The sequence below is a fragment of the Stenotrophomonas sp. ASS1 genome (assembly GCF_004346925.1).
Lineage (GTDB): Bacteria > Pseudomonadota > Gammaproteobacteria > Xanthomonadales > Xanthomonadaceae > Stenotrophomonas > Stenotrophomonas maltophilia_A.
On the sequence record NZ_CP031167.1, the window covers coordinates 3,653,766 to 3,674,059 of the forward strand.

Genomic DNA, 20,294 nt, shown 5'->3' on the forward strand with positions numbered 1-20,294 from the left:
CCGCCTGCCGATGTCAGCTGTCTTTTCCATCACTCCTGCCGACAAGAACCGCCTGGCCGCCAGCGACCTGCCACCGCGGGTACGTGAGCTGCTGGGCGCGCTGATCGGCCTGTGCCGGCAGACGCTGGCCGCGCCCCTGATCCTGACTGTCGAAGCGCTGGAGCAGACCCTGCTGCACGACGCCGATCGCGCACGCAATCCGCAGCAGCAGGCCGAGCTGATGGCCCAGCGTGGACAGCTGCACGCCTTCGCCGGCCACTTCGCCGACCGCATGCTTGATGCCGTTGCCGACGCCCTCGCACGGTTGCGCGATCCGGCCAACGGTGTCAGCACCAGTGCTACGCCGCCAGCGCTGCCGGGCATGCTCGGGCTGTCGCTGGTTGATGAGCACGAAGTGGATCGCGACCTGCTGCTGACCGAGATGGTGCGGCGCGAAACCCTGCGTTCAACCAACACACTGAACCTGCTGGGCCAACGCCTGGGGGTACTGGCGGCGGCGCCGGCCTTCGAGGCCGACACCCTGCCGCTGGCGCCGCAGGCACTGTGCGCGATGGTGCGCCGGATTGCCGAACAGGACGCGCTGAGCGTCGAGGTACAGCTGGCGCTGTATCGCAGTTTCGAACGACAGGTGCTGGAACGGCTGGGCGATATCCTTGACCGTGCCAATGCGCTGCTGGCCCAGTCCGGCGTACTGCCGGGGCTGGTCTACACCCCCTACCTGGCACGCTCGTCGAGCACGCGTCGGATCATCACCCAGTCGGTGGGTGGTGGCCGCACCACGCAGCCGGCCAAGCGCAGCGCGGCCCCCCTGACCGGCTGGAACGGTTCGGCACCGGCCGGCTCCTGGTCCAGCCTGGTACAGGACGCCTTCCACGAGGGTGGCGCAGCCGGCCCCGCCACGCCGGGCGTGACCACATCCACCGGCAGTGCTTTGCATGAGCTGCTGCAGCAGGCCCGGCACGCCAACCCTGCCCCGGCGGACAGCGGCGCAGTACCCAGTGCGGCAGTCGACGCGGTACTCGCGCGTCTGCAGGCTCAGTCCAGCGCGGCAACCGGCGTGGCCGACCTGCAGGCGGCCGTGGTCGCGCAGCTGCGCAGCGAGCATGGTGCGCAGGCCCAGCTGGGCAGTCACGACCGGGACAACCTGGACCTGCTGCGCATGCTGATGCAGCAGGTGCAACAGCAGCAACGTCCCGATCCGGTGCCGGCCGCCCTGCTGGCCCGCCTGCAGGTGCCCCTGGCACGCGCGGCCATGGCCGACCCGGGCTTCTTCGTACGCGACGAACATCCCGCGCGTGAGCTGCTCAACCAGATCGCCGAAGTCGGCGCCAACTGGCTGGGCGACGACGATGTCGACCCGCAGCTGCTGCAGCGCATGGCGCAGAGCGTGCAGGGCCTGCTGGGGCAGGATGCGCGCGCACCGGAGGCCTTTGCCGCCGCCAACGAAGACGTGCAGCAGCACCAGCGCGCGGCGGCCCATCGTGCCGAACTGGCCGAGCGCCGCCACGTGGAGGCCGCGCGCGGCAAGGAACGATTGGAACTGGCCCGTCGCCAGGCCACCGCACAGATCGACCAGTGCTGCGACACGCAGTCGCCACCGCGCTTCGTGCAGACCCTGTTGCGCCAGGCCTGGGCCGATGCACTGACCCTCACCCGCCTGCGCCATGGCGATGATTCACCACAGTGGCAGGAACGCCTGCAACAGACCGAGCGCATCGCTGCCATCACCGCACAGGCCATCGACGCCCCCGGCGGCACCGATACCGCGTTGGCAGCGGACGTGGAGGCCGCACTGCTGCAGGTCGGCTACCACGCCGAGGAAGCCGCCGCCGTCGCGCGCAGGCTGGCCACGCCCGGCGGCGAGGATGAAAGCACCTCGCGTACCGAACTCAGTGCCCGCCTGAAGGCACGTGCGCGCCTGGGCGAACACGCCGGCGCGCCCACCGGCACGGCGCCTGCAACGCCCCGCAGCAGTGCCGAAGAAGCCGCCTACCAGCAGCTGTCCACGCTGCCGTTCGGCAGCTGGTTCGACATCGATACCGGTGATGGCACGCTGCGCCGCCAGCGCCTGTCCTGGTACAGCCTGCTGACCGGCCACGCCCTGTTCGTCAATCCACGCGGGCAGAAGATCACCGATACCGACCTGGATACGCTGGCACGGCAGATCAGTGCCGGGCGCGCGCAACTGGTCACCGAAGACAAGGGCCGGCTGGTCGACCGTGCCTGGGAAGCCAGCCTCGGTGCGCTGCGCGCACTGGCCACGGGCCGCGCACAGGAGACCCCCGCATGAAAGCCGTACCGCCGCAGGACACCCGCCGCGCGCCGCGCCGCCAGGTCTCGGACCTGGTGCCGGTCACCGACCAGATGCGCGAGTGCGTGGTCGGACGCCTCGGCAATGTCTCCGAAACCGGCATGCTGATGCTGGCCAGCGTGCCGCTGCGCGAGGATGCGTTGTACCAGCTGCGCTTCCCGTTGCCACTGGGTGATGGCCGCCAGCAGGCCATCGACGTGGGCGTGCACCTGCTGTGGAGCGAGCCCGCACACGTTCCCGGCCAGAGCTGGACCGGCTTCCGCTTCCTGACCCTGTCACGCGAACATCGGCAGCTGCTGCGCCAGTGGGTGGGCGAGGACAGCGACGAGGGACCGGTTTCGACGGCCTGAGTGCCGGTTCCGGCACAGCGGTTTTTCGCGGTATGCGGCAGAATCTAGGGCCGTTTTCCGTGTCGAGCCACCGCAATGATCCAGCAAGACCCCGGCGCCCTGTATTCCGACCACCTGGCCGTGCTGTGCCGACGCGCCGAACAGGCGCTGGCCCGCGGCGGCTTCGATCACCTGGTGGTGCCCAGCGGCACCCTGCACTACCAGGTGTTCGACGATCGCGACTACCCGTATGCGGTGAATCCGCAGTTCAAGGCCTGGTTGCCGTTGACCCGCGTGCCCAACAGCTGGATCGTGTTCACCCCCGGCAAGCGCCCGGCGGTGATCTTCCACCAGCCGTTCGATTACTGGCACGTGGTACCGGACGCCCCCAGCGGCTGGTGGGTGGAGCACTTCGACATCCACATCATCCGCAAGCCCGAAGAGGCGCTGGCCCTGCTGCCGGCCGACCCGTCGCGCTGCGCGATCCTCGGCGAGCCGCAGAGCACGCTGGGCAACTACGTGCCGAACAACCCGGCACCGGTGGTGAACTACCTGGAATGGCACCGCGGCAGCAAGACGCCGTATGAAATCGCGCTGATGCGCCAGGCGCAGGTGCTGGGCGTGCGCGGCCACCGTGCCGCCGAAGCCGCGTTCCGCAACGGCGCCGACGAGTTCAGCATCCACATGGCGTACTGCCAGGCCGTCGGCCAGGATGCCAACGAGCTGCCCTACGGCAACATCGTGGCGTTGAACGAACACGCCGCTGTGCTGCATTACACCGAGCTGGGCCGCAAGGCGCCGCAGCCGCTGCGCAGCTTCCTGATCGATGCTGGTGCCAGCGCGCACGGCTACGCCAGCGACATCACCCGCACCTACGCCGCGCAGGGCCACGACGAGTTCGCCGCGATGATCGCCGCCGTCGACGCTGCCCAGCAGCAGATGTGCGCAGCGGTGCGCCCGGGCTTCGACTACAAGCAGCTGCACGTGGACGCACATCTTTCGCTGATGGGCGTGCTGAAGGACTTCGGCGTGATCAAGGTCTCGCCGCAGACCGCAGTGGAAACCGGCGTCAGCGCCGCGTTCTTCCCGCATGGCATCGGTCACCTGATCGGCCTGCAGGTGCACGACGTGGCCGGTTTCGCGGCCAGCGACGAGGGTGGCCGCATCGAGCGCCCGGCGGGCCACCCGTACCTGCGCCTGACCCGCGTGCTGGAACCGGGCATGGTGGTGACCATCGAACCGGGCCTGTACTTCATCGACATGCTGTTGAATGAAGTGAAGGATGCCGGCCATGGCGATGCGATCAACTGGGACCGCGTGGACTTCTTCCGTCCGTATGGCGGCATCCGCATCGAAGACGAAGTGCTGTGCACTGAGGGCGAGGCGGACAACCTGACGCGGCCGGAGTTTGCGGCGGCGAACGGCTGAGCCCCTCGTGGTTGGTCGCGGAAAGCGGTTCATGGGTTTGGCGGGGCGGGTGGGCCATGCAGGGGACGCTGCAAGTACGTCCCTGTAAGCTCGATGGCGCCATCCATGGCGCCAACGCCCCTGCATGGCCCACCCGCCCCACCTCTGACAGTTTCCTGCCGCGTTCAACCACGGAAAAGAAAAAGAAAAGCAGAAGCGGGTCGCTCGCTGCGCTCGCTCTGTGTCGACCAAGGTCGACACCTACCAACAGCCGCGCGTTCCAACGGCCGCAGTCGCCAGTAGATCCACGCCATGCGTGGAGGATTCATTCGATATCTGACAGATGTGCCGACCAACGGTCGGCACCCACCAACAGCCGCCTGAACCTGTCAAAGGCGGGGCACTGTGGGTTTGCGGGGTGTGAGCCGCATGGATGCGGCGACCAAGCCTACAGGGACGTACTTGCGGCGTCCCCGCAAACCCACAGTGCCCCGCCCTCCCACGGAATGCCGCTTCGGCTTTTGACGTTGCCGTTGATTACAGCAGGTGCAGGGCTGCAAGCCCTGCCGAAACCCCTTACCCCGCCATCACCGCTTCAATCTCGTCGGCGCTGCGCGCCAGGCCTTCGGTCAGCACGCGATGCCCGTCATCGGTGATCAGCACGTCATCCTCGGTACGGATGCCGATACCGCGCCAGCGCGGCTCCACCGTCGTATCGTCCACACCGATGTACAGCCCCGGCTCAATGGTGAATGCCATGCCCGGCTCCAGCAGGCGCGAATCGCCGGCCAGGCGATAGTCACCCACGTCGTGTACGTCCATGCCGATCCAGTGCCCGGTCTTGTGCCGGTAGAAACGCTGGTACAGGCCCTCGGACAGGTTCTTTTCCAGCGTGCCCTTCAGCAGGCCCAGCCGCAGCAGGCCTTCGGTCAGGGTCTGCACCGCCGCCAGGTGACCCATCTCATAGGCCACGCCCGGCTTGGCCTGGGCCAGTGCCGCGGCCTGCGCGTCACCGACAAGGTCATGCAGCGCGCGCTGCTCGGCGCTGAAGCGGCCATTCACCGGGAACGTGCGGGTGATGTCGCTGGCATAGCCGCGGTACTCGGCACCGGCGTCGATCAGCACCAGCTCACCATCGCGCGAACGTGCGTTGTTGTCGCGGTAGTGCAGGATGCAGCCGTTGCGACCTGCACCGACGATGCTGCAATAGGCCGGCACCGCGTCGTTGGCGCGGAACACGCGTTCCAGCTCCGCCTGCAGTTCGTACTCGTGGATGCCTGCCCTGGCCGCCTTCATTGCTGCCAGATGCGCACGTACACTGATCTGCGCGGCGTGGTGCATCAGCGCCACTTCGGCGCCGGACTTGAACAGGCGCTGCTCATGCAGCAGGTGGCCCAGCTCCAGGAACTCATGCGGCGGCTGCGCACCGTGGCGCACCTGCGAACGCACGCGGTTGACCCAGCCGATCAGCTTCAGGTCGAAATCGGCGTCGCGGCCGAAGTGGTAATAGACGCGCGAACGCCCTTCCAGCAGGCCCGGCAGGATGTCGTCCAGATCGTCGATCGGGTACGCATCGTCCATGCCGTACTGCGCCACCGCGCCTTCCTGGCCGGCGCGGCTGCCGTCCCAGGCCTCGCGCTCGGCATCGCGCTCACGGCAGAACAGGATGGCCTCGCCGTGGCGGCGGCCCGGGATCAGCACCAGCACCGCTTCCGGCTCCGGGAAGCCGCTCAGGTACTGGAAGTCCGAATCCTGCCGGAACGGGTAATGGGTATCGAGGCTGCGCACCTTCTCGGCCGCGGCGGGAAGCACCAGGATCGCATCCTCGCCGGCCATGTCCATCAGCTGGCGGCGCCGACGCTTGTATTCGCCGGCCGCGATGCCGGTGCGCTGCTTGATGTCCATCAGTTCAGGCGCTGCCGATGGCGCGAGGCCAGCACCACGTCACCGTGCAGCAGCAGTACCGCCACGCGGATGAATTCCTCGATCTCGGACAGGGCTTCGTCATCGTCATCGCCACCGGCCTCGAAATCCTCGCTGGAGGCACGCGCCAGGCTGGCCATGTCGGTCAGCGCTTCTTCGCCCTCTTCGGACAGGGTCGGGCGGCGGCCGCCGCTGCCCAGGCCGAAGCCGCCCAGGAAGGAACGGGTCCAGCTGAACATGGCATCAGCCTGCGCGGACACGTCGTCGCCATCGGTCAGCAGCAGTTCGAAGGCGAAATCGCGGTCTTCCAGTTGCTTGATGGTGACCTGCAGCAGCTGCCCCAGCACGCTGTCGGCGGCCACCGGCGGCAGGTTGTCGTCGGCCAGCACACGCGCCGGCCAATCATTGCCGGGAGCACCACCGGCGGCCAGCCAGCCGCACAGTGCGCCGTGCAGCTCGGCAGCGGTGGCGCCCAGGCCCAGTTCCTGGCTGGCGCGGGTAACGTCGTCGACGGAGGGAAGTTCGGTCATCGTGCGGCTCGTTCGGAAAGGAAACCCGAGGCGCGCACGCGCGCGCCCGTGAGACCCCGTAGTGTAGCAACCCGACGGCATCCTCTCTGCGACCGTCAGGCCTTGCTGCGACAACGCTTGACCGCCCTTACCCGGCTTGCCTATCGTGCCCGTATGGAACCCGCCGATCCCCTTGCCCAGCTGCAGGACTTCGCTGCCCGCGTGGAAGCGTTGCTTGAACGCAACCAGCGCCTGGCCGAGGAGAACCGCAGCCTGCGCCACCAGCAGGAACAGCTGGTGGCCGAGCGTTCCACGCTGCTGGCCAAGAACGAGCAGGCACGCTCGCGGGTGGAAGCAATGATCAGCCGGCTCAAATCCCTGGAGCAGCACACATGAGCGCCGAACCGGTCAGTGTCCGCATCCTCGATCGTGAATACACCGTGGGTGTCGGCGGCGATGAACGCGACAGCCTGATGGCCGCCGCCCGCCTGCTCGATGCGCGCATGCGCGAAATCCGCGGCAGCAACCGCATGGCCGCGGTCGACCGCGTCGCCGTACTGGCCGCGTTGAACCTGGCCCATGAACTGCAATTGCTGCGCGACGAGAACGCCCGCCAAGCGGTGGCGCTGCAGCAGACGCTGGCCGACCTGAACCGGCGCCTGGACCGCGCGATCGACGGCACCCCGTAGAAGAGGGGACGGAGGGAATCAAGGCGCATTCGCCCCTTCCGTGCCGGAAACGTCTTAATCCCCTCCGTCCCCTTTTCTCATATCTGAATTGGCACGGACTGTTGCCGACGAACGGCCTATCCAGATCCTGCGTGCTGGCTATAATGGCCACGCGTTCTCTGCGGTACTCGACGGCATGTGCAAACATTCGCCTTGTCCCTTAAGAACGACACCGGGAGCGCGACAGCGCCGGGAGTGCAGGTCCGCCTTGTAGCGGGAAGCCCGATGGTTCTCCAGCGTTCCCACTTGAGCCCCCGGGTTCAAGGTCGTTTCGCATGCATCGACATTGCGGAGAATGCAATATTCCAGCAAGGGCGGCGTCTTCGGGCGTCGCCCTTGTTCTTTCCGGCACAATGACGGCTGATCCTTGCCGCACGCTGCCATGACCGACCCGCGCCAGGCCCTGCGCCACGACCTGCGGCAACGCCGCCGCGACCTTTCCGCTGCTGAGCGCATCGCCGCCGCCGAATCGCTTGCCGATGCCCTGCTGACCCTGCCGTTCGCCCCGCGCGAAGGCGCCGTGGCCGGCTACTGGGCGCTGGATGGCGAGATCGCCCTGCACCGCTGGCAGTTGCAGTTGCCCGAAGGCCTCACCTACTGCCTGCCGGTGCTGGCCGGCGACGTGCTGCGCTTCGCGCCGTGGCGGCCAGGGCAGCCGCTGACCAGCAACCGCTACGGCATTCCCGAGCCGGACATGGCGCTGGAAGACACCCTGGAACCAGCACAGATGGCGCTGGTGGTGGCCCCGCTGGTGGGTTTCGACACGCAGTGCCGGCGGCTGGGCATGGGGGGCGGCTGGTATGATCGCAGCTTCGCCTTCCGCCACGACCGGCCGGCGCCGCCCTGGCTGGTCGGTGCTGCATTCGCGGTGCAGCAGGTCGAGTCCTTGCCGGTGGCGTCGTGGGACGTGCCGGTGGATGCGATCTGCACCGAAGACGGCACCCTGTTCCCCTCCGCTGCCCCCGTGAACGCATGACCGCCCGCAAGCGCTACTGGCTGATGAAGTCCGAACCGGACGCCTTCTCCATCGATGACCTGGCCAAGGTCAAGGTCGAACCCTGGAACGGGGTGCGCAACTACCAGGCGCGCAATTTCATGCGCGATGGCATGCAGGTCGGCGACGGCATCCTGTTCTACCACTCCAATACCAAGGTGCCCGGCATCGTCGGCCTGGCCACGGTCGCCAGCCCCGCCTATCCGGACGACACCCAGTTCGACCCGAAATCCGACTACCACGACCCCAAGAGCACGCGCGAGAACCCGCGCTGGATGCTGGTGGACGTGGCCTTCGACCGCAAGCTCAAGCAGGTGATCGCGCTGGACGAGATCAAGCTGCACGCCGAAGAACTCGGCGAGGGCTTCCCGCTGGTTGCCAAGGGCAACCGCCTGTCGGTGTTCCCGGTGACCGCCGCGCAGTGGAAGCTGCTGCTGTCGCTGGAAAAGAAATCCTGATTCCCCGCCTGAGAGTTCTCCCATGTCCGAAGCCAAGCGCCTGGCCGCCGAGAAAGCCATCGAGTACGTAGAAGACGGCATGATCGTCGGTGTCGGCACCGGTTCCACCGTGGCCTATTTCATCGATGCCCTGGCCCGCATCCAGCACCGTATCAAGGGCGCCGTGTCCAGCTCCGAACAGAGCACCGCGCGCCTGAAGCAGCACGGCATCGAGGTGATCGAGCTGAACCACAGCGGCAACCTGTCGCTGTACGTGGACGGCGCCGATGAGTGCGATGCCAACAAGTGCCTGATCAAGGGTGGCGGCGCCGCGCTGACCCGCGAGAAGATCATCGCCGAGGCCAGCGAGCGCTTCATCTGCATCGTCGACCCGAGCAAGCAGGTGCCGGTGCTGGGCAAGTTCCCGCTGCCGGTGGAAGTGATCCCGATGGCGCGCAGCCTGGTCGCCCGCCAGATCCGCGACATGACCGGCGGCCAGCCGACCTGGCGCGAAGGCGTGGTCACCGACAACGGCAACCAGATCCTGGACATCCACAACCTGCAGATCACCGATCCGGAAAAGCTGGAGCGCGAGCTCAACCAGCTGCCCGGCGTGGTCTGCGTCGGCCTGTTCGCGCGCCGCCGCGCCGATGTGGTGATCGTCGGTGGTGAGCCGCCGGTCGTGCTCTGACCCTTTCGAAGGATCCTGACGATGTCGCTGTTGCGTTCGCTGCTGATGCTTCCGCTGCTGGCCCTGGCCGGCTGTGCTACCGACGCGGCCCGCCATTGGGTCGAGCTGGATGGCGCCCGCTACCAGGTGGAGCTGGCCACCAACGATGAAACCCGCGCGCGCGGGTTGATGTTCCGCGACCAGATGGCCGCCGATCACGGCATGCTGTTCATCCACGACCGCGAGGAAATGCAGGCGTACTGGATGAAGAACACCAAGCTTGCGCTGGACATCCTGTACTTCGACAGCCAGCGCAAGCTGGTCAGCCAGCAGCGCGATGTGCCGCCGTGCTCGGCCGGCGACATGTGCCCGCCCTACCCCAGCGGCGGCCCGGCGCGCTATGTGCTGGAGCTCAACGCCGGCCAGGCCGAGAAGCTCAAGCTGAAGGACGGCACGGAGCTGAAATTCGGCCCAGGCATCGAGTAACAGGGTTCTGCCCGCGGTAGTGCCGGCCGCTGGCCGGCAACCCTGCAGGGGTCAGATCCCTTTCGCACGCGAAAGGGATCTGACCCCCGGATTTTTCACGCGACACCGCTTGAAACCGCCTGCAATTGCCGCCAGTCTGTGGTCATGCAGGACCAGATCTCACTCCCCGACTGGGATGCACTGGCCGACCTCGAAGACGAGGCGCTGCCACTGTTGCCGACCGCGCTGCTGATCGCGCGCGATGAATACCCCGATCTGCAGCCGTCCACCTACGACGCGCTGATCCAGAGCCATGTCGACCACCTCCGTTCGGAAGTGGACAGCATCGACAACAGCCCGTTGAAGATGGCGGCGATCAACCGCCACCTGTTCGACGAACTGGGCTACAGCGGCGACCACGACGAGTACTACGACCCGCGCAACAGCTACCTCAACCAGGTATTCGAGCGCCGCCTGGGCAACCCGATCTCGCTGGCGCTGGTGCAGATGGAAGTCGCGCGCCGGCTGGGAATCCCGCTCGACGGCGTGTCCTTCCCCGGCCACTTCCTGGTGCGCCTGCCGGTGGACGACGGCGTGCTGGTGATGGATCCGTTCAATGGCGGCCGCCCGCTGGACGTGGACGAACTGCGCGAGCGGGCCAAGTCACACCTGGGCGGGCAGATGCCCGACGACCAGGTGCTGGCGCAGATCCTCGACCCGGCGCCGGCGCGCGCGATCCTGATGCGGATGCTGCGCAACCTGCACGGTGTGTATGCCGAAGCGGGCGAATGGGACCGTGCCGCACGCAGTGCCGACCGCCTGCTGAAGCTGGCCCCGGAGCAGGACGACGCGTTGCGTGATCGAGGCCTGGCCTACCTGCAGCTGGAGTACCTGGCCGGTGCCCGGCATGACCTGGGGCAGTATCTGAAGCGCAATCCCGAGGCCAGCGATGCGCAGTGGCTGCGCGAGAAGCTGATCGACCTCGGCGGGCCAGTGCCGCGGCTGCATTGAGGGTGTCCGGTGTGCGGACCAACGGTCCGCACCCACAGAAGGGCCTGCAGGCCCCGCCATCAATCGACCTCGACCATCTCGAAATCGGCCTTGGTCACCCCGCAATCCGGGCAGGTCCAGGTCTCGGGAATGTCTTCCCAGCGCGTCCCCGGCGCGATGCCTTCTTCCGGCAAGCCTTCCGCTTCGCTGTAAAGAAAGCCGCAGACCACGCACATCCAGGTACGCAAGGTGGTGGGGGTGGCATCGCTCATCGGATAATCAAGGCTGGATTCACGGGCCGCCATTGTCCCATCGCGGTCCACTCACCGGTAGCCATCGATGACTTCTGCTTCCCCGGCGCCCCGCGGCGTCTACCTGATCACCCCGGACGAGCCCGATACCGCACGCCTGCTGGCCCGCACCGCGCCGCTGCTGGCCGCCGGCGCCACCTGGCTGCAGTACCGCAACAAGACCGCCAGCGACGCGCTGCGGCGGGAGCAGGCCACCGCCCTGCAGGCGCTGTGCGCGGAACACGGCGTGCCGCTGATCGTCAACGACGACCCGGCGCTGGCCAAGACGGTCGGCGCCGCCGGCGTGCACCTGGGCGGCACCGACGGCGACATCCCCAGCGCGCGCGCCCTGCTCGGTGCCGAGGCCATCATCGGCGCCTCCTGCTACGACCAGCTGGCCAATGCCGAAAAGGCCGTGGCCGCCGGCGCCAGCTACGTGGCCTTCGGCGCGTTCTTCCCGACCACCACCAAGATCACCAGCAGCCGCGCCCATACCGACCTGCTGCGGCAAAGCGCCGCACTGGGCGTGCCGCGGGTGGCGATCGGCGGCCTGACGCCGGACAATGTCGGTCCCATCATCGACGCCGGCGCCGATCTGGTCGCCGTGGTCAGCAGCGTGTTCGCCGCCGAAGACCCGGTTGCGATCCAGCGCGCCTACCTCGCCCAGTTCGCGTAATGCCCAGGAAATCCGCATGAACCACGACCAGTCCCACGCCCTGTTCTCCCGCGCCCAGCAGCTGCTGCCGGGCGGCGTCAATTCGCCGGTGCGCGCGTTCAAATCGGTCGGCGGCGAACCGTTCTTCGTCGAGCGCGCCGATGGCGCCTACCTGTACGACGTCGACGGCAACCGCTACATCGACTATGTCGGTTCCTGGGGCCCGATGATCGTCGGCCACAACCATCCGGCCGTCCGCCAGGCGGTGAAGAAGGCGATCGACAATGGCCTGTCCTTCGGCGCGCCCTGCGCGGCCGAAGTGACCATGGCCGAGACCATCACCCGACTGGTGCCGTCGTGCGAGATGGTGCGCATGGTCAACTCCGGCACTGAAGCCACGCTGTCGGCGATCCGCCTGGCGCGCGGCGCCACCGGCCGCAACCGCATCGTCAAGTTCGAAGGCTGCTACCACGGCCATGGCGACTCGTTCCTGGTGAAGGCCGGCAGCGGCATGCTGACGCTGGGCGTGCCGACCTCGCCGGGCGTGCCGGCCGGCCTGAGCGAACTGACCCTGACCCTGCCCTACAACGACTTCGAAGCGGCCACTGCCCTGTTCGAACAGCAGGGTGACGACATCGCCGGCCTGATCATCGAACCGGTGGTCGGCAACGCCAACTGCATTCCGCCACGCGAAGGCTACCTGCAGCACCTGCGCGACCTGTGCACGAAGCATGGCGCGCTGCTGATCTTCGACGAAGTGATGACCGGTTTCCGCGTTGCCCTTGGCGGTGCACAGGCGCACTACGGCATCACCCCGGACCTGACCACCTTCGGCAAGATCATCGGCGGCGGCATGCCGGTGGGTGCCTACGGCGGCCGCCGCGAACTGATGCAGCAGATCGCACCGGCCGGCCCGATCTACCAGGCTGGCACGCTGAGCGGCAACCCGGTGGCGATGGCCGCCGGCCTGGCGATGCTGGAACTGATCCAGCAGCCGGGCTTCCACGCCGATCTGGCCGAGCGCACCGCGCGCCTGTGTGCCGGCCTGGAAGCGGCCGCCGCCGACGCCGGCGTGGTCGTGACCACCACCCACGTGGGCGCCATGTTCGGCCTGTTCTTCACCAGCGAGAAGGTGGAGACCTATGCGCAGGCCACCGCCTGTGACATCCCGGCGTTCAACCGCTTCTTCCACGCGATGCTGGACCAGGGCGTGTTCCTGGCACCGTCGGCGTACGAGGCCGGCTTCCTGTCCAGCGCGCACGACGATGCGGTGATCGAGGCCACCCTCGCCGCCGCACGCGTGGCGTTCAAGGCCGCCAAGGGCTGAGCCCGCTCTGGTAGGTGCCAACCTCGGTTGGCACTGCCGCATCTGGTAGATGCCAACCTTGGTTGGCACAGAGCAGTCGAGCATGGCTCGACTCTACACAGGGCATCAACCGAAGACGAACTTGCCCTTCATCATCGCGAAGTGACCGGGGAACGAGCAGAAAAAGGTGTAATCCCCACCCTTCTGCAGGCCCTGGGTAGAGAAGCGCACGCGCGCGGTTTCACCACCGCCGATCACCTTGGTGTGCGCCAGCACGCGCTTGTCGGCCTTCGGCAGGTAGCTGTCGGCCAGGGTCATGCGCATGCCGGCCATCGCCACCGGCTGGTAATCCGCGCTGCGGGTCAGCACCCAGTTATGGCCCATCGCGGTAGCGGCCAGCTTGCCGGTGTGGCGCAGGGTCAGATCCACGGCGGTGCAATCAGCGGCCACCTTGATCTCGCGGCTGCTGAAGCTCATCTGGTCGGTGCTGTCGATGCTCACCGCACACACCCGCGCCATCGCCGACGGCGCCAGCATCAGCGCGCCCAGTCCCACTGCCACCATCCAAGCCTTCATCGTTGCGTCTCCTGCGGATTCAAGCGCCATTCTAGGCAGGCCCCTGCGGCCGCGTCTGCGACCGTCTGTCGCATGGCTGCTCCAGGGTTTCCCGCGTGTTCACTGCAATGGCATGCTCGACCAATGCGGATCGACCTGTTGCTGCTGGACGTGGATGGCGTGCTGGTGCAGTACCAGCGCGCGCAGCGCGTACTGCACCTTGCGCAGGCGCTGGATGTCGTGCCGGAAACCGTGCAGGCCGCGCTGTACGACAGCGGGCTGGAAGCGGCACATGACAATGGCACGCTGGATGGCCCGGCCTATCTGGCGCAGCTGGGAGAGCTTCTAGGCACGACGGTCGATGTGACTGCTTGGACCGCGGCGCGGCGGGCCGCCAGCCATCCGCAGGCTGCCGTGTTGCAGCGGCTGCAGGCCCTGCAGTTGCCGATGGCAGTGCTGACCAACAACGGCGCGCTGATGCAACAGGCCTTGCCCAACCTGCTACCGGAACTGTTCCCTGCCCTGCAGGACCGCGTGTTCTGCAGCGCCGATTTCGGCCTGCGCAAACCGGCGCCGGAAGTCTTCCTGCGCACGCTTGAGGTACTCGGCGTGGCACCTGCGCGCACGCTATTCGTCGATGACCTGTTCGCCAACGTGCGCGGCGCACGCGCCGCCGGCCTGCACGCGGAAACCGTGCGCGATGGCCGGGGATTGGGCAAGGTGTTGAAACGTTACGCGGTGAGCTGATCGGGGTCAGAGCCCTCTCCGCAGGAGAGGGATCCGACCCCAGCGCCGCGGCGTCAGCGCGCGGCGATGAAAGCAGCAATCGCCGCGCGCAGGCGCTTCAGGCCTTCGGCCACTTCTTCGTCGGTGATGTTCAGCGACGGCACGAAGCGCAGCACGTCCGGGCCGGCCTGCAGGGTCAGCAGGCCCTGCTCGGCGGCGTGGTCGAGGATCGCACCGGCCTGGCCGGCGAAGTCCTTGCTCAGCACCGCGCCCAGCATCAGGCCACGGCCACGCACGTCGCTGAACACACCGAACTCGTCGTTGATGCGGGCGAAGCCATCGCGCAGCGCCTTCGACTGGCGGCTGACGTTGGCGGCGATCTCCGCCGAGGCCAGCTTGCGCAGCGCCACGCGCGCGACTGCGGCCGCCAGCGGGTTGCCGCCGAAGGTAGTGCCGTGTGCGCCGAACTGCATGGTTTCGGCCACCTTCGGGCCGGCCAGCATCGCGCCGATCGGGAAGCCACCACCCAGCGCCTTGGCCAGGGTGACCATGTCCGGTACCACATCGTCCTGCCAGTGCGCGAACAGCGTGCCGGTGCGGCCCATGCCGGCCTGGATTTCATCCAGCACCAGCAGTGCGTTGTGCTGGTCGCACAGTTCGCGCACGCGCTTGAGGAAACCGGACTTGGCCGGCATCACGCCGCCCTCGCCCTGGATCGGCTCCAGCATCACTGCGGCCACGTCGCCGGCGGCCATCGCGGTTTCCAGCTGCACCTCATCGTTGAAATCGATGTAGCGGAAGCCACCGGGCAGCGGCTCGTAGCCTTCCTGGTACTTCGGCTGGGCGGTGGCGGTCACCGCGCCCATGGTGCGGCCGTGGAAGCTGCCGCGGAAGGTGATGATGACGCGCTTGTCGGCCGGGCGGCCCTGGCTGGAGGCCCACTTGCGGACCATCTTGATCGCCACTTCGTTGGCTTCGGCGCCGGAATTGCACAGGAACACGCGCTCGGCGAAGCGGCTGGCCTTCACCAGCTCCTCGGCCAGGTGCAACGGCGGCGCGCTGTAGAACACGTTGCTGGTGTGCCAGAGCTTGCCGGCCTGCTCGACCAGCGCGGCGACCAGGTCCGGGTCGTTGTGGCCCAGGCCACACACGGCGATGCCGGCGGCCAGGTCGATGAACTCACGGCCCTGGCTGTCCCACACGCGGGCGCCCTGGCCGCGCTCCAGTACCACCTGGCGGGGCTTGTAGACCGGCAGGTAATAGTGCGAAAGGGAGATCAGCGGATCGGTAGCGGCGGTCATGGCAGTCGGCAGGGTTCAGGAATCCCCATTCTCGCGCCGGAACCCCTGCGGCACAATGCGCCCATGCGACCGTTTTCCGCCCCCCAGCTGAACCCCGCCACCGAGACCGGCTGGCGCCGTCGGTGGTTCGACATCATCTACCGCCACGACACCCGCCCCTCGCGCAATTTCGACCTGATCCTGGTGGTGGCGATCATCGCCAGCATCCTGGTGGTGATGATCGACAGCGTGCAGCACCTGCATGCCGAATGGTCCACCGGCCTGTACATCCTGGAATGGGGCTTCACGATCATCTTCACCGCCGAGTACCTGCTGCGGCTGGCGGTGGTCAAGCGCCCGCTGCGTTACGCGGTGAGTATCTGGGGCATCATCGACCTGCTGTCGATCCTGCCCGCCTACCTGTCGATGTTCATCCCCGGCGCGCAGAGCCTGCTGGTGGTGCGCGCGCTGCGCATCCTGCGCGTGTTCCGCATCCTCAAGCTGACCCGCTACATCGAGGAAAGCGGCGTATTGATGACGTCACTGTGGCGCAGCCGGCGCAAGGTGCTGGTGTTCCTGTTCACGGTGATCACCATCACCATCATCGCCGGCGCGCTGATGTACGTGATCGAGGGCCCCGAACACGGCTTCACCAACATCCCCGCCAGCATGTACTGGGCGGTGGTGACCATGGCCACGGTCGGTTTCGGCGACATCGTGCCGCAGACCGTGCTCGGCCGCTTCGTCACCTCGGTGCTGATCCTGATCGGCTACAGCATCATCGCCGTGCCCACCGGCATCTATACCGCCGAACTGGCCAGCACCATGCGTGAAGCCGAGCAGGCCGCGCGCCGCGATGCGCGCGGCTGCCCGGACTGTGGGCTGGAAGGCCATGAACCGGATGCACTGCACTGCCGCAAGTGCGGCGGCAAGCTGCCGGATGCGTTCAACCATTGAGGCACATGCCGGCCAGCGGCCGGCACTACCTCTCGGCGGTTACGCATGGATGCGTGTGCCGTTGCTCACCGCATGCGGTTGCTGGTGGTCACCAGATCATTGTATGCGGCGAGGATCGTTGACTGCGCTCCTTCCGGGTCGGTGGTGAGCCAACTGCCCGACGCCTTCCGCTCTGCCGCCAGTGCTTCGGCGGTGATCGGCTTGTGCTGCTCCAGGCGCTCGACGCCACGTCCCGCAGTACGCACCAGCTTGTCCGCCGAACGCTGCACGTGGCCCCACATCGGGTCGTCCTTGCCGACGCCGCCGTTCTGGATTTCCGTCACCAGTGCCTGATAGTCAGCCAGCTGCACGCGCAGCGCCGCAACATCCGGTGCGTCGTCCTGGAACGCCGTGGCCAGTAGCTTGCCGTCGCCCAGCAGGCGAAGGTGATAGTAGGCCAGCGAGCGCCCTTCGCTCTCCTCGATCTGCTTCAGCTGCGCGGCACGGCGATCGTTCTCGTTCTTTTCCAGCGCCACATCCATCGCTTCGCTGGCCTTGAAGAAATCAGCATAGGCCTGCATCAGCGGGGCATGCTGGCTGCGCATCCCTTCACCGCCATCACGACGATAATCCTCGCGGGTGAAGTATCCATCGGCGCGCTCGACCAGGGTGTTCAATGCCTGGAAGGCCTGCTGATAGTCACGCGCGGGGCCATCCATCGGCAAGGCCGGGGTCTTCGCCAGCGCGTCGGTCAGTGGCTGGCCGCAGTACTCGACGCGGTGCGACAGCACCTTCCCGGGCGAACGCGGTTGCGCTTCCTTGCCGGTCGGGCCGGCTTCAGGGTCCTTCATCCAGCTGGTGTAGGTCTGGAAACCCTCGTGAATGGGTTGTTCAACGCCGTTGTAGCACTCGATGTAGGCGTTCACCTTCTCCAGGCTGGGGTCGGCCAGCGACAACCCTGCCGGTTTGTTGCAGCCGCTCAGGCCAGCCACAGCGCCGATCAGCAGCAGCGGCACGATACGCAGACAGGAAGTCATCATGGTCTCTCGCATGGGTGCTGGCGCGCCGGTCACTGGCGGTTGCTCTGGAAAACGAGCGTGTTGTACTCCTGCATCAGCTTGTTGGCAGAGCCACGCGGCGCCATCGACGGCGAATCAAGCATGCGTCGTTCGAAATCGGTGTAAGGCTTCTTCTCGCTGACGCGCTGCAGCCGCTCCTTGCCTTCGCGCCGGAAATTCTCGGCCCCACGCTCGAAGCCTTCCCAGTCCGACTTGCCCGGTTCCTGGTCGGCAACCTTGGCGTGCGCTTCATCGGAAATGCGGTTGAAGGCATCCAGGCGTTCGCGGGCCTTGGCCTGATCGAAATCATCCTCGCTCATCAGATCCATGATCGCCTTGGCTTCCAGCATCATCGCCAGACGGTAGTACTCGCGCGTGCGCCCCTCGGCCTGTTCCAGCGCCTTGAGCTGCTCGCGCTGGGCGGCGTCGTTCTGGCGCTCCAGCTCGGCATTGAACGTTTCGCTGGCTGCCACGAAATCCTTGAAGGCAGCCATCAAGGGCGCGTGCAGCTGCTTGCCCTTGGCGAACTGGTCGTCTTCGTAGTCCTGGCGATCGTAGTAGTCATGCGCGTCCTTGCTGACCGGCACCAGCGCCTTCAGCGCCTGCTGGTAGTGACCTGCAGCCGCATCGAGTTCGGCCAGCGCCGGCTTGGCAGCAATCGCCTCGGTCACCGGAGCGTCGCACTGCTTCATGTCGTAGTCGCTGATCTCGAACGGGCCGTACACGTGCGTCTCGCGTCCGGTCGGGCCAGCGTCGACATCCTTGATCCAGCGCGTGTAGGACTGGATGCTGCCGTGGGTTTTCGAATCCAGCGCGTTGAAGCAGCCGATGTAGGCGTTGAGCTTGGCGGTCAACTGCTGCTGTGTATCGGACGGGGCCGTGCTGGCGTCCGGCGTGCCGGAGGCAGCGGCGCCACCCGCAGCTACGGGTGCCTTGCCACCGCAGGCGGTCAGGATCAACGACAGCGAAGCGGCCAGCGCCGCGACGGAAAGAGTGCGTGACATGTGCTCACATCCTTGTTGAAAACGATTACAGCCACGCATTCTAGCGCAGCAGGCCGAGGGTCGCAGCCCTCGGCCTCTTCCGGCGACGCGCGGTCAATCCAGGAACAGATCCGGCAACAACGCGCGCGACGGATCCACTGCATAGCCGGAAAGATCGGTGACACCGGCCTGCGCCAGCACTTCATCGTCGATCAGGAACTGGCCGTGGAAACCGGCCGCCTCGCGCACCAGCACCGCATGGGCAGCGTCGGCCATGATCTGTGGCGTGCGGCAGCCGGCCGCATCCACGCCCGGAATCATGTTGATCGCATCGGTGGCGATCACCGTGCGCGGCCACAGCGCATTCACCGCCACGCCCTGCGGACCGAATTCTGCGGCCAGGCCCAAGGTGACGAAGCTCATGCCCATCTTCGCCAGCGTGTAGCCGGTGTGCGGTGCCCACCACTTCGGCGCCAGGCTCGGTGGCGGTGCCAGGGTGAGGATGTGCGGGTTCGGTGCCTGCAGCAGGTACGGCAGGCAGGCCTGCGCGCACAGGAAGCTGCCGCGCGAATTGACCTGCTGCATCAGGTCGAAACGCTTCATCGGCGTATCCAGCGTGCCGCGCAACCAGATCGCGCTGGCGTTGTTGATCAGGATGTCGATGCCACCGAAGGTATCGACCGTGGCCGCCACCGCCGCCTGCACCTGCTCTTCCTCGCGGATGTCGCACTTCAGGGCCAGGCCCTGGCCACCGGCTGCCGTTACCGCTTCGGCTGCGGTATGGATGGTGCCCGGCAGCTTCGGGTTCGGCACCGACGACTTGGCCGCAATGGCCACATTGGCGCCGTCGCGCGCAGCGCGCAGTGCGATGGCCAGGCCGATGCCGCGCGAGGCACCAGTGATGAAAAGCGTTTTGCCCTGCAGACTGCCCACGTTCCACACTCCAGCGTATGCAATGAGCCGCTAGTATGCCGCGCCGACGCGGAGTTCACCCGCCCTTGACGATACTTGGGCCTCCAGACAACGCACGAGGTCCACGCCATGCGCCGTTCCCGCCTGTTGCTGCCTGCCCTGGGGCTTGCCCTGCTGACTGCCTGCCAGGGCCGTTCGCCGGAACCCGGAAAGGAGCCGCCCGCCGGTGACGCGCCCAGCGCGGAGAAGGCCGCCGCCGACGGCAAGATGCGCTGGAGCGAGGCGGTGGTCTGGGATGGCGATCTCAACGCCTGCCGCCAGGGCGAGAATGCGGCCACCCGCGAGTGCCTGCGCGATGCGATGCGCGCCGGTGGCGCCAGCGCCGATGCCATTGCTGCCGCCGAGCAGTTGTCCACCGGCGGTGAGCTGGCCTATGTGACGGCCTGGCACGAGAACGAAGGCCTGGGCATTGCCACGGTCGAGTATCCGTTCCGCGCCAACACCAATGAAGGCACCCGCCTGGTCGACGCCAGCGGCAAGCGCATCGATGTGGATGCCGTGCAATTGGACGACACCCTGCGTGCCGACCCCGCCGTGCAGGAACTGCTGAAGGCCAACCCGCAGGCCACGCCGTTCGCCCCGGCGCAGTCGGCCGGGGCCACGCCACTGGAGAATGGCGGCATCCGCGTGATGTATCGCACGCCACTGCGCGACTGCCACGCCTGCTCGGATGTGGGCCAGCTGCAGATCGCCTACGACTTCGACGCCAAGCGCAACTTCATCGGCCAGCAGGTGGTGCCGGCGACGCCGTAAGGTCACCGGCGTCTGTA

At 67.1% G+C, this 20,294-nt stretch carries 23 protein-coding genes and 1 other RNA gene; 16 read left to right on the forward strand and 8 right to left on the reverse strand.

The features are described 5' to 3' along the window. Window positions 1-10 precede the first annotated feature (10 nt). From MG068_RS16930 to pepQ, 3 genes are all read left to right on the forward strand, one after another. Window positions 11-2,290, forward strand: coding sequence for a DUF1631 family protein (locus MG068_RS16930; RefSeq protein WP_132810727.1), 2,280 nt, complete (start codon window positions 11-13; stop codon window positions 2,288-2,290). After that, window positions 2,287-2,661, forward strand: coding sequence for a PilZ domain-containing protein (locus tag MG068_RS16935; RefSeq protein WP_010484030.1), 375 nt, complete (start codon window positions 2,287-2,289; stop codon window positions 2,659-2,661). Before MG068_RS16930 ends, MG068_RS16935 begins: the two co-directional genes overlap by 4 nt. Before the next feature lie 75 nt (window positions 2,662-2,736). Then, window positions 2,737-4,068 (forward strand): Xaa-Pro dipeptidase, encoded by a 1,332-nt coding sequence (pepQ, locus tag MG068_RS16940; RefSeq protein WP_132810728.1) that lies wholly within the window; start codon window positions 2,737-2,739, stop codon window positions 4,066-4,068. A 555-nt stretch (window positions 4,069-4,623) separates the two neighbouring features. Here pepQ and MG068_RS16945 read toward each other — a convergent pair. Beyond that, the gene (locus MG068_RS16945) at window positions 4,624-5,946 is read right to left on the reverse strand and encodes an aminopeptidase P N-terminal domain-containing protein (protein ID WP_132811155.1); all 1,323 of its coding nucleotides are present in this window, start codon (window positions 5,944-5,946) and stop codon (window positions 4,624-4,626) included. Window positions 5,947-5,951: 5 nt separating this feature from the next. Beyond that, window positions 5,952-6,500: a YecA/YgfB family protein gene (locus MG068_RS16950; RefSeq protein WP_032128368.1), complete on the reverse strand. Its 549-nt coding sequence runs from the start codon at window positions 6,498-6,500 to the stop codon at window positions 5,952-5,954. 153 nt (window positions 6,501-6,653) lie between these two features. On the opposite strand from MG068_RS16950, the gene MG068_RS16955 reads away from it, so the two are divergent. The 8 genes from MG068_RS16955 to MG068_RS16990 all read left to right on the forward strand — a co-directional run bounded on the left by MG068_RS16955 (window position 6,654) and on the right by MG068_RS16990 (window position 10,784). After that, a complete protein-coding gene (locus MG068_RS16955) occupies window positions 6,654-6,875 on the forward strand; it encodes a TIGR02449 family protein (protein WP_005410898.1) in 222 nt (73 codons plus the stop codon). Beyond that, the gene (locus tag MG068_RS16960; RefSeq protein ID WP_005410899.1) at window positions 6,872-7,168 is read left to right on the forward strand and encodes a cell division protein ZapA; all 297 of its coding nucleotides are present in this window, start codon (window positions 6,872-6,874) and stop codon (window positions 7,166-7,168) included. Before MG068_RS16955 ends, MG068_RS16960 begins: the two co-directional genes overlap by 4 nt. 152 nt (window positions 7,169-7,320) lie before the next feature. Further along, a non-coding RNA gene (gene ssrS, locus MG068_RS16965) (6S RNA) lies at window positions 7,321-7,506 on the forward strand. 83 nt (window positions 7,507-7,589) lie between these two features. Continuing rightward, the gene (locus MG068_RS16970) at window positions 7,590-8,183 is read left to right on the forward strand and encodes a 5-formyltetrahydrofolate cyclo-ligase (RefSeq protein WP_132810729.1); all 594 of its coding nucleotides are present in this window, start codon (window positions 7,590-7,592) and stop codon (window positions 8,181-8,183) included. Beyond that, window positions 8,180-8,659 (forward strand): EVE domain-containing protein, encoded by a 480-nt coding sequence (locus MG068_RS16975; protein WP_032128370.1) that lies wholly within the window; start codon window positions 8,180-8,182, stop codon window positions 8,657-8,659. Before MG068_RS16970 ends, MG068_RS16975 begins: the two co-directional genes overlap by 4 nt. Window positions 8,660-8,681: 22 nt before the next feature. Beyond that, complete coding sequence (rpiA, locus tag MG068_RS16980; RefSeq protein ID WP_006389802.1) at window positions 8,682-9,329, forward strand: ribose-5-phosphate isomerase RpiA; 648 nt, start codon at window positions 8,682-8,684, stop codon at window positions 9,327-9,329. A gap of 21 nt (window positions 9,330-9,350) precedes the next feature. Next, entirely contained in the window at window positions 9,351-9,794 is a 444-nt protein-coding gene (locus tag MG068_RS16985; RefSeq protein WP_049421686.1) for a DUF192 domain-containing protein, read from the forward strand. Between the two features lie 144 nt (window positions 9,795-9,938). Further along, window positions 9,939-10,784, forward strand: a complete 846-nt coding sequence (locus MG068_RS16990; protein WP_049400716.1) for a SirB1 family protein — start codon at window positions 9,939-9,941, stop codon at window positions 10,782-10,784. A 59-nt stretch (window positions 10,785-10,843) separates the two neighbouring features. Here the strand turns inward: MG068_RS16990 and MG068_RS16995 are convergent, their stop codons facing one another. Further along, complete coding sequence (locus MG068_RS16995) at window positions 10,844-11,068, reverse strand: rubredoxin (protein ID WP_080291769.1); 225 nt, start codon at window positions 11,066-11,068, stop codon at window positions 10,844-10,846. 34 nt (window positions 11,069-11,102) lie between these two features. Between MG068_RS16995 and thiE the strand changes: the two genes are divergently transcribed. Together thiE and hemL are read left to right on the forward strand one after the other, a co-directional pair. Next, a complete protein-coding gene (gene thiE / locus MG068_RS17000) occupies window positions 11,103-11,729 on the forward strand; it encodes a thiamine phosphate synthase (protein WP_132810730.1) in 627 nt (208 codons plus the stop codon). Between the two features lie 16 nt (window positions 11,730-11,745). Then, entirely contained in the window at window positions 11,746-13,035 is a 1,290-nt protein-coding gene (gene hemL, locus MG068_RS17005) for a glutamate-1-semialdehyde 2,1-aminomutase (RefSeq protein WP_132810731.1), read from the forward strand. A 105-nt stretch (window positions 13,036-13,140) separates the two neighbouring features. Here the strand turns inward: hemL and azu are convergent, their stop codons facing one another. Further along, window positions 13,141-13,590 carry an azurin gene (gene azu / locus MG068_RS17010; RefSeq protein WP_049460658.1) on the reverse strand — a complete coding sequence of 150 codons (450 nt, stop codon included), beginning with the start codon at window positions 13,588-13,590 and terminating at the stop codon, window positions 13,141-13,143. Between the two features lie 123 nt (window positions 13,591-13,713). Between azu and MG068_RS17015 the strand changes: the two genes are divergently transcribed. Next, window positions 13,714-14,316 (forward strand): HAD-IA family hydrolase, encoded by a 603-nt coding sequence (locus MG068_RS17015; RefSeq protein WP_132810732.1) that lies wholly within the window; start codon window positions 13,714-13,716, stop codon window positions 14,314-14,316. 53 nt (window positions 14,317-14,369) lie between these two features. Here MG068_RS17015 and MG068_RS17020 read toward each other — a convergent pair whose 3' ends face one another. Then, window positions 14,370-15,596 carry an acetylornithine transaminase gene (locus MG068_RS17020; protein ID WP_006467246.1) on the reverse strand — a complete coding sequence of 409 codons (1,227 nt, stop codon included), beginning with the start codon at window positions 15,594-15,596 and terminating at the stop codon, window positions 14,370-14,372. A 63-nt stretch (window positions 15,597-15,659) separates the two neighbouring features. On the opposite strand from MG068_RS17020, the gene MG068_RS17025 reads away from it, so the two are divergent. Continuing rightward, on the forward strand, window positions 15,660-16,532 hold the full coding sequence (locus MG068_RS17025; RefSeq protein ID WP_032128376.1) for an ion transporter: 873 nt from the start codon (window positions 15,660-15,662) through the stop codon (window positions 16,530-16,532). Between the two features lie 65 nt (window positions 16,533-16,597). Here the strand turns inward: MG068_RS17025 and MG068_RS17030 are convergent, their stop codons facing one another. From MG068_RS17030 to MG068_RS17040, 3 genes are all read right to left on the reverse strand, one after another. Then, entirely contained in the window at window positions 16,598-17,548 is a 951-nt protein-coding gene (locus MG068_RS17030; protein WP_132810733.1) for a YiiG family protein, read from the reverse strand. A 32-nt stretch (window positions 17,549-17,580) separates the two neighbouring features. Then, window positions 17,581-18,573 (reverse strand): YiiG family protein, encoded by a 993-nt coding sequence (locus tag MG068_RS17035; RefSeq protein WP_049421695.1) that lies wholly within the window; start codon window positions 18,571-18,573, stop codon window positions 17,581-17,583. Between the two features lie 93 nt (window positions 18,574-18,666). Next, complete coding sequence (locus MG068_RS17040; RefSeq protein WP_132810734.1) at window positions 18,667-19,485, reverse strand: SDR family oxidoreductase; 819 nt, start codon at window positions 19,483-19,485, stop codon at window positions 18,667-18,669. 108 nt (window positions 19,486-19,593) lie between these two features. Here MG068_RS17040 and MG068_RS17045 point away from each other — a divergent pair, with 108 nt between their 5' ends. Then, window positions 19,594-20,277 (forward strand): hypothetical protein, encoded by a 684-nt coding sequence (locus MG068_RS17045; RefSeq protein ID WP_132810735.1) that lies wholly within the window; start codon window positions 19,594-19,596, stop codon window positions 20,275-20,277. Window positions 20,278-20,294: the final 17 nt, after the last annotated feature.